Source organism: Pseudanabaena sp. SR411, from assembly GCF_002251945.1.
Lineage (GTDB): Bacteria > Cyanobacteriota > Cyanobacteriia > Pseudanabaenales > Pseudanabaenaceae > Pseudanabaena.
The window spans coordinates 1-12,738 of record NZ_NDHW01000255.1; the positions used below are offsets into that span (position 1 = coordinate 1).

General features: G+C 43.3%; 11 protein-coding genes. 2 read left to right on the top strand and 9 right to left on the bottom strand.

Annotated elements, in window-relative coordinates; genetic code table 11:
- Positions 1 to 231: 231 nt before the first annotated feature.
- From B9G53_RS25845 to B9G53_RS25860, 4 genes are all read right to left on the bottom strand, one after another.
- Positions 232 to 693: a hypothetical protein gene (locus B9G53_RS25845; RefSeq protein ID WP_094536294.1), complete on the bottom strand. Its 462-nt coding sequence runs from the start codon at positions 691 to 693 to the stop codon at positions 232 to 234.
- Between the two features lie 116 nt (positions 694 to 809).
- Positions 810 to 1,238, bottom strand: coding sequence for a hypothetical protein (locus B9G53_RS25850; RefSeq protein ID WP_094536295.1), 429 nt, complete (start codon positions 1,236 to 1,238; stop codon positions 810 to 812).
- 188 nt (positions 1,239 to 1,426) lie between these two features.
- Complete coding sequence (locus tag B9G53_RS25855; protein WP_094536296.1) at positions 1,427 to 3,073, bottom strand: YARHG domain-containing protein; 1,647 nt, start codon at positions 3,071 to 3,073, stop codon at positions 1,427 to 1,429.
- Positions 3,074 to 3,121: 48 nt separating this feature from the next.
- On the bottom strand, positions 3,122 to 5,347 hold the full coding sequence (locus B9G53_RS25860; RefSeq protein WP_094536297.1) for a GAF domain-containing protein: 2,226 nt from the start codon (positions 5,345 to 5,347) through the stop codon (positions 3,122 to 3,124).
- Positions 5,348 to 5,687: 340 nt separating this feature from the next.
- Here B9G53_RS25860 and B9G53_RS25865 point away from each other — a divergent pair, with 340 nt between their 5' ends.
- Positions 5,688 to 6,329: a hypothetical protein gene (locus tag B9G53_RS25865; RefSeq protein WP_094536298.1), complete on the top strand. Its 642-nt coding sequence runs from the start codon at positions 5,688 to 5,690 to the stop codon at positions 6,327 to 6,329.
- 88 nt (positions 6,330 to 6,417) lie between these two features.
- Positions 6,418 to 6,996: a Uma2 family endonuclease gene (locus B9G53_RS25870; protein ID WP_094536299.1), complete on the top strand. Its 579-nt coding sequence runs from the start codon at positions 6,418 to 6,420 to the stop codon at positions 6,994 to 6,996.
- Between the two features lie 27 nt (positions 6,997 to 7,023).
- Here the strand turns inward: B9G53_RS25870 and B9G53_RS25875 are convergent, their stop codons facing one another.
- From B9G53_RS25875 to B9G53_RS28815, 5 genes are all read right to left on the bottom strand, one after another.
- Positions 7,024 to 8,211, bottom strand: coding sequence for an LptF/LptG family permease (locus B9G53_RS25875; RefSeq protein ID WP_094536300.1), 1,188 nt, complete (start codon positions 8,209 to 8,211; stop codon positions 7,024 to 7,026).
- A 69-nt stretch (positions 8,212 to 8,280) separates the two neighbouring features.
- Positions 8,281 to 9,009, bottom strand: coding sequence for an LPS export ABC transporter ATP-binding protein (gene lptB / locus B9G53_RS25880; RefSeq protein WP_094536301.1), 729 nt, complete (start codon positions 9,007 to 9,009; stop codon positions 8,281 to 8,283).
- Between the two features lie 94 nt (positions 9,010 to 9,103).
- Entirely contained in the window at positions 9,104 to 9,715 is a 612-nt protein-coding gene (locus B9G53_RS25885) for an LptA/OstA family protein (protein WP_254923818.1), read from the bottom strand.
- Entirely contained in the window at positions 9,712 to 11,289 is a 1,578-nt protein-coding gene (locus B9G53_RS25890) for a bifunctional pantoate--beta-alanine ligase/(d)CMP kinase (RefSeq protein WP_094536302.1), read from the bottom strand. Before B9G53_RS25890 ends, B9G53_RS25885 begins: the two co-directional genes overlap by 4 nt.
- A gap of 225 nt (positions 11,290 to 11,514) precedes the next feature.
- Positions 11,515 to 12,582, bottom strand: coding sequence for a septal ring lytic transglycosylase RlpA family protein (locus B9G53_RS28815; protein ID WP_254923819.1), 1,068 nt, complete (start codon positions 12,580 to 12,582; stop codon positions 11,515 to 11,517).
- Positions 12,583 to 12,738 lie beyond the last annotated feature (156 nt).

A 12,738-nucleotide genomic window follows, 5' to 3' on the forward strand; every position in this document is an offset into this window, starting at 1 on the left:
CTATATCCTTCATAAAGTAATTTGATTGCTTCCAATCGATGCCTTAGGTACTCTTGTTGATGTCGATTGAACTGCTTCTGCCAATCTTTGAGATCTAACGGCTTGTTCAGAAGCGCTTCGTTTTGGTTCATTTTTTTACTGTCTTTTTATTTCATATTTTACCATGCCTTACAGCGGGAAGGGAGTAGGACATAAAAGTGGCGGCGCGAAGCGCCGCCACTTTTATGTTTCCTAGCGAGGAGTACCTTGACGCATCATGCTGCGATTTGACTGGCGTTGTTGTTTCATTTGCTCAACTTGTTGTTGCTGAGCAGGAGTCAAGACGTTCTTCATTTGTGTCTTAGTATCTTCAGCGATCGCCTTCATCTGTTGCTTTTGAGCATCGGTCAAATTGAGAGACTTGCGTACACCCTTGCGATCGCCAGATTGACGAGCTTGTTCCATAATTGCGCGTTGTTCAGCAGTCAAAACAGCTTGGCTACGAGCTTTTGCACTTTCGCGAATAGACTTCATTTGAGTCTTTTGGGCTTCAGTCAAGTTCAACTGTTTCCAGCCTTCGCCTTGACGGGGTTTGCGTTTTTCGGTGCTATTTTGAGTGGTATTTTGTGCAGCAACGAGATTTGGAATTGCCACGGCTCCAACTGCTACGGTTACACAAGCGATCGCCAACAAGCTTTTGATATTACGAAACATTTGATTTTCCCCTTTGTGAGAAGGCTTAATTATCTGTACGAGGGTTTTGACAAGCACCACGATCAAAAGGTTCAAAATTAAAAAAATAGATTTGGGCTGCGCCCAAATCTATTTTTTTAATTGGCACAACTTCTCAAAATTACGCCGATAATTATGCCAATCCCGACAAAACGAACGATCTGCCAAAATGGTTCACGAAAACTACTCCAAGAGAGCAGGCGGCTTTCGAGATTCGCTTCGATTTGTTCAAGTTGCTCGCCTACTTCTTGTAATTGTTTGAGTAGCTCTTCTTTATGAGGGCTAGGGGTTGCTCGCCCATTGAGAGAATTAGGCTTGCGGCGAATTTTTGAGTTGCTATTATGCTGAGCGCGATCGCCTGAAGTATCTTGAATTTGCGATCTGATTTCTTCTTGTTGGGTTAGCAGTTCCTGCTGTCTGAGCGAGTCACGGTGAACCTGTAGAAAACGCTGTTCGATTTCTTCTAATAGTTCTCTAGTTTCTTTGAGTTGAGCTTCTACATCGCTCCAATCAGAAATTTCTGTCACAGCATCAATCTAATAAGTGGAATTTGGATAATGGTGCGTTGTGCGACCATAAATGAATTTTACAGTGATTTAACCCAAATAAATGAAGGCGGCGCTTCGCGCCGCCTTCATTTATTTGGGTTTTTGAAACGTAACATCAGCGATCGCCCATATGTTTATAAAAAATGAAATGCGGCGCATTTCGTTTTTTATAAACATATGGGTTTGGTGCGATTAGCTGCAATCCAACCAGCGATCGGGGCAGAAATTTGCAACCAACCTTGCTTTTCGCTCTGCACGGTAATTTGCGTGCCATTGTCCAGTTTACCCACGATCGCATAATCTACTCCCGCACCCTGACGCACATTGATCGGCGGCTGAGGATCGGAGACTAAACGTCTAGTGTAGTCACATTGCGGATTTTGCAAATTGTTAGCAGTATTTTGAGAAGGGCTATATTTGGGGTTTGTGCGCTTTTGAAACTCGCGGATATAGGTAACATTTTGCATTTCTATGGGTGTTAGTAGCTCTTCAGGAAACTGATCAGGTGCATATAGTGGCTTGTACCAAGGCTGGCTGCTGAAATATGACTGCAATTCAGGATCTTGAAAACGGCGACCATAACGGGCAAATACTTCATTTCGCATGATATCTAGTTCAAGCGCGCTCTTATCTGCCAAATCTTGATCACGGATTGCTCGTTCTGACAGAAATAGATATTTGGCACTTGAGCTAGCGGTAATCTTCACCTCGTTTGTGATCGTAGGTGATGGGCGGAGAAACATCACCGCACCGATAACGGCGATCACCGATACGATTCCCACGGCAATGAGTACTAACCGATTTTTATGGACAAATTGCAGATGATCTTTGGGCGCAGCTATTGGCGAAAATTTTGTTGCGACATCATCATTTGGGTTAAAAGCCGATGTTAATTTTGGAAAATTAGTCTGCACAGTCGTAGATAAAAGCGTTGGCGCGATCGGTACTTTTAGCTTTTGTAAATCGATCAATACAACCTCGGCAGACTGATAGCGATCGCGAAAGTCATATTTGACTAACTTATCGATGATCATGGCAAATTCATCACTGACCTGAGCGCGATATTTTAAAGCTGCATGGTCTGGAGAATGTCGCCAAGCTAATTCGCCTGTTTCTAAATCTTCAGATAATAAGTTGGGGGCAACTCCTGTCAGTCCTTGGATGGTGATCGCCCCAACTGCATAAAGATCACTACAGGGTCTAGGCTTACCGATCGCCTGCTCATTGGGCATATAACCATCCGTACCGATGGCAACCGTAGAGCCAATAGTCGAGGCGGCGATCGCCGTTCCCACTTGCTTAACCGCACCAAAATCAATCAATACCAACCTGCCATCGGTGCGCCGACGCATGAGGTTGGCGGGTTTAATATCGCGATGGATTGCGCCCTGCTGATGGACAAATGTGAGAATCTCCAGTACATCAATTAAAAAAGCGATCGCCTGTGCTTCATTCATTCGCCCTACTGGATAGCCATCAGCAGATCGCTCAACGGAGGTGATCTCATGAGCAAGGTCATAGCCTTCAACCAACTCTTGCACCAAATAAAACTCATGATCTTCTGCAAAATGCGCTAGCAAACGCGGAATGCGATCGTGATTACCAAGTTTATGTAAAACCCTAGCCTCAGTCTCAAATAAACGACTCGCAATTTCCCATACAAAATTCTCGTTTGAGGTCGGTTGTAGTCGTTTGACTACACATTTATGATGGTCTGGCAACTGCAAATCTTCAGCTAAAAAGGTCTGCCCAAATCCTCCACCTCCAAGGCTTTGGATGATTTGATATCTGCCACTAATCACTTTGCCAATCATGTGCAGGTAAACCAATTAAAGTAGAAGGGCGTGACGCGCTCCTCTACTTTATAACTTATAGTGCGATCGCGCTATGCGTAATGCATCAGTTGCTCTCTGAGCCTCGATCGCTACCCGTGATAGGCAAGCATAAATCAACACTACATAATTTGCCTTTACTGCTGATTCGAGTTGACGACATTGATAGGAAAGCGTTAATGCACCGATATAGTCACTACTTGAGCGCAAGGTATTCAAAGATTGCAATAGTCGGGGCTGATCATTCACGGCAAGAGCCTTGTCGATCTCTTGGACTAGACGAGGTGTATCTTCTAAATACGAGTCAATCACATTCAATAAAAAATCTTTTGCTTTGAGATCATTACCCGCAATCTCTAAAATCGTTTCCATAAACTGTGGCTCGATCGCTGGCTCATCATCATCGTGATCCCTCTCTAATCCTAAAGTTATATCTACATCAATCTGTTGAGTTTCTTGTAGATCTTCTTGTTGAATAGGCTGTGGTGTAATTGTTTCTGGTTCTAGTTCAATGGATTGAGATGCAATGATCTCCTCTGTTTCCACAGGTTGCAGTTCTGCTGCTTCTAGTGCGATCGCTTCTGACTCAGCTTTTTCTAACTCAAGATTTTCTGGTTCTAGATTTTCTGGTTCTAGATTTTCGGACTGAGAGAGTTGTGAATCTAATATTTCAGTTTCAGCGCTTTCTAGATAACTGGTTTCAGGTGAAGTGCTTTCTGGCTCACTTGCTTCTAACTGACTTGTTTCTAATTCATCAATTTTATTTAACTCTGGACTAGATTCTAGATTAGGAGTCTCTGTAAGGAAACTATCTGTCTCAGCAACAGAAACTTCCTCTCGCTCAACTGCTGCGGTTTCAGCTTCTTCTGATTCTGATTCGCTGACTGAAATCACTTTAAGATTATCAGGCATAATTACATAGGAGATATCAGCTTTCTCAAACTTGATTGCTGGTTCAACTGGTGTAATATTTTCAGGAATAACAACCTTCTCAAAATCAATCAGTGGTTCAAATGGGGTAATGTCATCATCTTTCTCGAACTCAATCAACGGTTCCAATGGCGTAATATCGGCAGAGATATCATCTTGATTAGAAGCGATCGCCAACTCGTCTGGCGTAATATTATGATCTAACTTCTCATCTTCAATTTCAGAGGAAGGCACACTAGAGTCTGGAGCTAAAAAGAGTGGTGGCAATCCATTTTGGGGAATTGGTACATATTGAGAATCTGTCTTAGAATCTGTAATTTCTTCTGTCTCTTCTGGATTAACAGATGGTTCTTTTAATTCACTCTCTTTTTCATCTAAAGCTTGATCTGCTTGACTAACAACTAAATCATTAGACTCTAAATCATTATTTGCAGATTTAGTAGAATTATCTTCAACTAAATCTTGAGCAATTGGCGGAATGATTTGGGCAATAGTTGGCTCAGTAATCTGTTCAATAGATGAAATTGCTGATGCAATAGTTGACTTAGCCTCTCTCTCAGCAATCTCTACAACTGTTTGCTGTAAATTGTCTAATTCAACCTGTAGAGTTTGTAAATCATCGGTTAGCTCCTGAGACTGTTGACGTAAATTAGTTAAGGCGATGGCAATTCCAATTTGAGCCGCAATTAACGATAGAGAAGTGCGATCACTATCTGACCAACTATGATAAGCGCTACCATGAAAAGCCACCAGAGTTCCCCAAACTTCTTGACCTGCATAGATCTTATTTGCAGCATAGAATGAAATCCCGATCTGTTCCAGCAGCGTCACGATATGAGACGACAAGCTAGAAGTACGAATGCTATCAATGGTCTGAGCTGAATGTTCTGTATGGGTAGACTCGATCATGTGACGAGCCAATGAAAGCTGTCTTTCGGGCATATCAGCCAAAGATGCTAGCCCTGTGGCGATCGCATCAGTGACAAACTCACCCCGTCCATCAGGATGACAACGAAAGATCGCGACCCGATCTACCTGCAATAGTTTTTGAGCGACTTGGACGGCAATTTGTAAAACTAGTTCTAAGGATGGCGATCTCTGAATGGCATCAGCAAGTTGGGCAAGCGCTTTTTCCCTAGCAATGATATTGCTAAAAATATCTGAGTTTGGAGCCTCGGTGGACTGTGCTGAGATCAGCTTTTCATACCGCTCTTCCCAGCTAAGTTGATGGACGCGCTCCTGCTGCACCAAGATGGCTTTGAGGTGTTCATAGGCGGCGCGATCGCGGCATAGGTGGCGGATTTGATCTAGGAGGGTAGAATCCATGGGTACGAACGACTATCCCCGAATATGTTCTAGCGTTACTCAGATAGAAAATAAAAATTAAACCCCGTAAGGGTTTTAAAACATAAAACAGCGTAGCCGTTTTGTGTTTTGGCATAATTCTATCTAGACCATGAATCTTAGCGGACTTGATTTGGCGATCGCATGAGACACAAAGCGTAACTTTGGATGTAACTTTTGTTTTTAGCATGAGAGTTTGCTATGCGAACTCTCATGCTAAAAACAAGTTAAGATCGTAATTCAACAATAAATAGTTTGGAAAAGCCTTGATTTGCATAGGTTTACCGCTTATTTATTTGCAAACTAATGTAAGTTAAAAAATATGGCACGCTATACCCTTGCCCAGAGTCCCGAAGTTGTCTTGACCGTTGCTGGAAAAGATTCGCCAAAAGCGCGTGAAAAGGCGATGGCAGAGCTAATGGAACTGATGGACTCAGGCAAACTTGATACTGATCTTGCCGATGGCTTTAGTCCCGACCAATTTATCGAAGTGAGAGAACTTTCCATGTCTGAAGATCGCGAAGATCCCATAACTCAAGCCGTGCAAGTCCTAAACAATCTTGCCACACTCAAAATCAAAGTCCAAGAACTACGTTCTGATGCGATGCAGGTGCGATCGCAAATCGATATTTTGTTTAGCGATGAGATTGTCACTGAGGAGCAAATCAATAGTCTTAAGGAAGGTTTTAAAACCCTCAAAAGCTTTGCTCAGCTTAATATGAAATTTCTCGATGCGCGATCGCAAGCTGAGAATGCACGTCAAGTCCTTGATGAAGCTCTTAAGTCTCCTAATGCAGAAGTTAAGGTTCCTGTCGAAAGTGTAGCTGTAGAGACTTCTGGGGACATTACTGCTGATCCCGAACCTGTTGCAGTTGCAGAGAATGCTGATGAGGAAGAAACTGTAACGGAAATTGAGGATGCGATCGTTGAAGTTCCTGTGAGCAAATCTACCAAAAAGAAATAACGCCAAAAGGCAACGCGAAGCGTTGCCTTTTGGCGTTTTCGGTGAAGTTAAAATTAAATCTATAAACCACTACCTACTGTTGGAAATTATGGTTGCTTTACCAGATCGCTTATTGATGACCTACGAAGAATATATCGCTTGGGAATCAACCCAAGAAATGCGCCATGAGTTCTGTGATGGTGAAGTGATCGCCATGGCTGGCGGCACTCGTGACCATAATCGTGTCTCACTTAACTTTTCTAAAATTTTAGATGATGCCCTCGTCGATCACCCCTGCGAAGTCTATATCGCTGATGTCAAAGTACAGGTAAAACCCAAACGCAAATATTTTTATCCAGACGTGGTGGTTACCTGTGATGAACGCGATCGCAATGATGCTCTAGTAGTTGCTTTTCCTTGTCTAATTATCGAAGTCCTCTCACCATCAACCGAAGCCTATGATCGTGGATTCAAGTTTTCACAATACCGCCAGTTCGACACTTTACAAGAATATGTATTAGTTCAAGTCGAGCAGCCAATGGTAGAAGTATTTCAGCGCAATGAGCAGGGGCAATGGGTGTTTTTTGAATATGGTTTGGGCGATCGCCTATTTCTCAAATCCGTAAACGTTGAAATAGCAGTTAGCGATCTATATCAACAAATTCAATTTGAGCAGAAAACAGAATAGAGGGGGCGCTTTGCGCCCCCTCTATTCTTATGTAACACGAGTGAGAATAATCACGCCAGCCGTGATCCCAATTAAATTAGGCATCCAGGCCGCCGCGATCGGTGAGAGAAATTCCACTTGACCCAAAGCGCCACAGATAAATAGCAGTAGATAATAGCCAAAAATAATTAACACGCTCAAGCCAAAACCGATCGCCGCACCAGTACGCTGAGGACGCATTCCTAATGATGCACCAACGATCGCAAAGACCACACAGATAAACGGCAACGCATATTTCTGCTCAAGTCTGACTTCGAGCTTACGGATTTCTTTAGTATTGCCAGATTGCTTGAGCAAATCGATATTACGACGAATATCCGCAATATTCATTTCTTCAGCACTACGCTGCTCTTGAGCTACGTCAAGGGGCGCACGAGGCAATTGCAGATTTTGATCTTCAAAGCGGAGAATACTGCGGTAATTACCATCTGGTCCCACCAGATAGGTTGTGCCTTTGCTAAATCTCCAAACATTTTGCTCAGGAATCCAGACTGCGGACTCGGCAGCAAGAATTTGCTGAAGCTGTCCTTGCGAAAAGTCTAAAACCGTTAAGCCACGCATCTCTTTACCATCAAAGCTGCGGGCATAAAAACTCCGCACTAATCCTTGCTTCGATGTGCCATCTTCCTGTGGCACTTCTCCATATTGTTGATAAAAAATATCTTGGTTTTTAAACTGCACATTCTCTTGATTTAGAGCCGCTCGCAAGGTGCTGCGTGATTGCCAGTTTGCCGCAGGGACGATCGCCTCATTAAATACATAGGTCAGCCCCGTCACAAATAGGCTCAACACCAACGCAGGTAAAACTAAACGGTAAGCACTTACCCCACAACTGCGTAAAGCCGTTGTCTCACCATCGCCTGACATACGGCTATAGGAAAGCAATGTTGCTAACAACATCGACATCGGGAATGAGTACACCATGAAGCCTGGGATTTGGTAACCAAAAATCTGAAACGCTGTTAATACGCTTAATCCTGCATCAGTAATCAGGCGAATCAGTTCAAATAAAGAGCCGATCGCTAAAATCACGGAGGAAAATGCACCCACCCCAAACAAAAATGGGGTCAGCATCTGCGTGAATAAATAGCGATCCATGATCGACAATCTCGGTAGCCATCCTAGCGACACGTTTGTAACTTTTTTCCTTGGTTGAGTCGTTTGTAAGGTTGCCATTTCCTTTATCGAGATTACAGGTTTTTGGGTTAATTATTTTTGCAACACCGTAGGTGTTGCAAAAAATAATCAAAAATGAAACTTTTCGCCGAGATAGTATTTGCGGACATCAGGATCGTCCGCTAATTCTCGACTAGAACCGTCAGCAAAAACTTCGCCTTCACGCATGATATAGGCGCGATCAGTAATTGTTAAAGTCTCGCGAACATTATGATCCGTAATTAACACGCCCATATTGCGATCGCGTAAGTTTTTGATGATGGTCTGAATTTCGCTAACAGCGATCGGATCGATACCCGCAAAGGGTTCATCTAGCAAGATAAACTTGGGTCCTTCTTGCCCAACCGCCAACGCTCTAGCGATTTCAGTACGCCGACGCTCTCCGCCTGACACTTGGATTCCCATCGTATCAGCAATTTTGGTCAGCCGAAACTCTTCCAACAAAGTACGCAGTCGATGAACTTGTAATTTCTTTGGTACATTGGTTTGCTGCATCACCAATAGCAAATTATCACGCACCGATAATTGTCTAAAGATGGTCGCTTCTTGGGCTAGGTAAGCCATGCCCATTCGCGCCCTTTTATGAATTGGTAAACGGGTAATATCTTGTTGATCGAGCCAGACACTGCCACTATCGGGCTGAATTAGTCCCGTTGCCATGTAAAACGATGTAGTTTTGCCCGCACCATTTGGTCCCAGCAGTCCAACAATTTCCCCCTGCTTGACGGTGAGGCTCACTTGCTGAACGACTTGCCGGCCACTGTAGTTTTTACTAACGTTGTCGAGGGAGATTTGCATTACTCAGTTGATAGTTGGTTGGCAATTACGAATTAATAATTACGAATTACGAATTACGAATTATTAATTCGTAATTTGTAATTCGTAATTGATCCTACTTATCATCAAGAATAATTTCCTGTGGTTTTGGTTGTAACTTTTCAGGAGAAATTATCGCTGTGGGGGGACTGATTTGTTGTTTTTTAAAGGCAGGTTTGATCTGGGTTACAGGCGTTGCTGAAGTTGCTGGTGTACTAGCAACATCCCGATCTGGTACTACATAAATAGTTTCGACCTGTTGATTAGCGGGTGGTGACGCGACAAATTTACCTTCACTGACGAGATAGGTGACAGTTTGGGCTTTGATGCTATTGACACCTTCTTGGGTAACAATCACATTACCTGTTAAGACTACACGCTGCTCCTTAGAAAAATACTGTGCTTGCTCAGCGATCGCATCAATCTGTCGGGCAGGATAGCTCATCTTTACGTTGCCAGTTGCCGTAACCACACCCGTGTTTGAGTTTGCTTCTTGGACATCAGCACGGATTGTTAGCGCCGTGTTAGTTTGGGCTTGTGTCGATGAAAATGAACTAGAAGCGATCGCCAAAATTGGAATTGCAATTAAAAACAATTTAGTAATTGGTGATTGATTATGAATTTTTCCTTTTTCCTTTTTCCCTTTTCCTTGCAACAGCGATTGGTAAATCATGCTTAATGGCTTCATAGGTTTTGTACCTTTTGTTCATACAAATTTACAATGGCTGCGACCACTTCTTCTATAGTTAGACCATCTGTGTTGACTAAAGTTGCATCGACCGCCTGAGTTAGGGGTGAATGGTCGCGAGTGGAGTCTTTGCGATCTCGTTCTTGGATTTCATGCTCAAGGGTAGCGAGGTCGGGCGCAACTTGACCTTGTGCGATCAGATCGGCTTGCCGACGTTTGGCGCGTTCCTCTGCTGAGGCAGTCAAAAAGACTTTAACTTCAGCATCAGGAAATACATGGGTTCCAATGTCACGCCCTTCCATGACCACACCGCCTGTCTGCCCAATCAATTGTTGTTGCTTTACCAAAATTTCACGTACAGCGGCTTGGGCGGCGATCGCGGAAACATTGGCGGTAACTTCAGGGGTGCGGATCTCGGTGGTGATATCTTCGCCATTGAGCAGCACCTGCATCGGCTTACCTGCGATTGGATTCGCAAATAGTTGGATTTTTGAGTTGGCGGCGATCGCTTGCACTTTGTCTTGCTCTCGTAAATCAATACCTTCGCGTAACACAGCAAGGGTAACACTACGATACATAGCGCCTGTATCTAAAAACAACAAACCTAATTTATTGGCAACTTGTTTGGTAACCGTGGATTTGCCCGCACCTGCGGGCCCATCGATCGCAATGATCGGTTTTCTAGGGGTGATAGTATGACTCAGCAAAATATTATCGATCAAGCGTGTATTTCCAATTCGAGCCGCGATCGCCAGCATTAACTCTGCTTCAGAAGTAATTTGAGTACATGGTTGCAAGGTCTTGGCATCGACTAACTCAATATACTCTAGATTAATTTCAGGTAGCTTCGCTAAATAATTTTGGGCTGCTTCGATAATTTGGTCTGGATAACAAAGTTCATAGCAAAGAAAAAATTGCTGTTGAGCTTGGATTAAGCCTTGATAAATATGGGCTGCTAAAACGCGATCGCTGATAGACAAGTATTGATTACGAGAACTGTAGGCTAATCCACTTGGTTCGCGCACCGTCGGACACCCAATAATCTCCATAGGCAAGTTTAAATCAGCTACCAGTTTTCGAATAATCGCTAGTTGCTGTCCATCTTTGCAACCAAAATAAGCTCGATCAGGCTGTACTGCATTCAAGAGCTTGGTCACGATTGTGGCGACACCTTGAAAATGTCCAACCCGCGATCGCCCACATAGAATCTCAGTCATTGCGGGTGGCGGGATTACTTGGGTGATTTTGCTGATGTCATTTATGCCCATCTCTTGAGGATCTGGCGCAAAAATTGCATCAACTCCTGCATTTTCACAAAGTTGGAAGTCATGATCTAATGTGCGCGGATATTTATCAAAATCTTCCCCTGCCCCGAATTGCAAAGGATTGACAAAAATGCTGACAACTACGCAAGCATTTTCAGTTCTGGCCCGATCAATTAGGCTCAAATGTCCAATGTGCAAAGCCCCCATAGTTGGTACAAGCCCAATAGATACTTGTCCTAAGGACTGTTGTGCTTTTTGGGTCTTTAAGTAATTACGCAAAGAAGCGATCGTAGTAAATAGCTGTGTCAAGCAATCAACCTCAACGAAATCACCATAAAAAGCATAGCCGTCTCAGGTAGGAGATGACTATGCTTTTTATAACTGATCATCCAAAAAGAGAGTGCAAAGCACTCTCTTTTTGGTGTTTAGCACAATTCTTATTATAAAAATCGGCTTTCAAAAAACCGATTTTGGTGTTTCCATCGCCTTTGGCGATGGAAACACCAAAATCGGTTTCATAATGAGAATTGCTGGTTACTTAGACAATACTTCGAGTCTGACGGGAGCAACCCCAGAAGAAATTAGACCAATGACACTAGCGGCTGCTGTGGAAATGTCGATCACTCGACCATGGGCATAGGGACCGCGATCATTAATGCGTACTACTACAGACTGATTATTATCCATGTTCACAACCCTTACCAAAGTACCAAAGGGTAAGCTAGGATGCGCGGCAGTTAACTCACTAGCATTAAAGATTTCCCCACTAGCACTGTAGTTTCCATCAAAGCCAGGTCCATACCATGAAGCCATGCCAGACATTACGCCCACAATGCGATTATTTAATGCTGGGGTCAAGGATGATCTAGTCGCAAATTGAGTCTTGGGAGCATTGACAACCTCAAGTACAGGATTAGCACCACCAAGGAGTCGGCGCAGCAGATTTGCGGACTCTAAAACATCCTGTGTTTGATTTTGTAAGGATTCTGGGAAAACTGCTTGCTGATCAAATTTCAACATGGCACGATCGCCTAATTTGATCACGTAGTTGCCATTTTTCCAAGCTGGGATGATTTTATTTGCGTCAATACCATCACGATTAAGTTGATTAATCAAGGCGGCGGCGGCGGTAGCTCTTTCGACAGGGTTAGCTGAAGTTAGCAGGTTTTCAGAACTATCATCTGCTGATTTGGCAGGGCTATCTGAGTTACTAGGTTCTAAGTCAGTAGTACTTGCTGGTAACTTAACTGATTCTGAGTTCTTTTTAGTTTCGCCTTTAGTTTTTAATGAACCTGACGAAGTATTTGCAGTATTTTCTGAAGCTGATTTTGCAGATTCTTCGGATTCAATATAAGTAACTACAGGGATACCACGAACATAGACTGTGGCAGCATTTTTGCCATTTAGTTTATGGGTATGGATACGAGCGATCGAATCATCTTTAGTTCTAGTTAAAGACTGCGATCGCGTTTCTCCAACCTTTAAAGAATTAGCAGGGTTGGATAGAGAAGATGCATTAGTAGCTTTGACTTCTAGTTGAGATCCTGTTTGAGCCTGTGCGCTATGGCTAGCAAGACTTGAGACGATAGCAAGAGCTACCACTGAGGTAGAGAGAGTGTAGCTCCAGTTCCAATTAAGCATAGGTAAAGCAGAAAAGAAGATAAACGACTAAATTATTGATAAAAGCTCGACTGTTAAGTGATTACAGACAAAACTACTGAAAAGCAATTTCGCTAATTAGGAACAAAACATTAATAA

Excerpts from the sequence above, each read along its gene's own strand:
- B9G53_RS25855 (WP_094536296.1), bottom strand. The coding sequence starts at position 3,073 with ATGATTGGCAAAGTGATTAGTGGCAGATATCAAATCATCCAAAGCCTT.
- B9G53_RS25845 (WP_094536294.1), bottom strand. The coding sequence starts at position 693 with ATGTTTCGTAATATCAAAAGCTTGTTGGCGATCGCTTGTGTAACCGTA.
- B9G53_RS25860 (WP_094536297.1), bottom strand. The coding sequence starts at position 5,347 with ATGGATTCTACCCTCCTAGATCAAATCCGCCACCTATGCCGCGATCGC.
- B9G53_RS25875 (WP_094536300.1), bottom strand. The coding sequence starts at position 8,211 with ATGGCAACCTTACAAACGACTCAACCAAGGAAAAAAGTTACAAACGTG.
- B9G53_RS25870 (WP_094536299.1), top strand. The coding sequence starts at position 6,418 with ATGGTTGCTTTACCAGATCGCTTATTGATGACCTACGAAGAATATATC.
- B9G53_RS25865 (WP_094536298.1), top strand. The coding sequence starts at position 5,688 with ATGGCACGCTATACCCTTGCCCAGAGTCCCGAAGTTGTCTTGACCGTT.
- B9G53_RS25885 (WP_254923818.1), bottom strand. The coding sequence starts at position 9,715 with ATGAAGCCATTAAGCATGATTTACCAATCGCTGTTGCAAGGAAAAGGG.
- lptB (WP_094536301.1), bottom strand. The coding sequence starts at position 9,009 with ATGCAAATCTCCCTCGACAACGTTAGTAAAAACTACAGTGGCCGGCAA.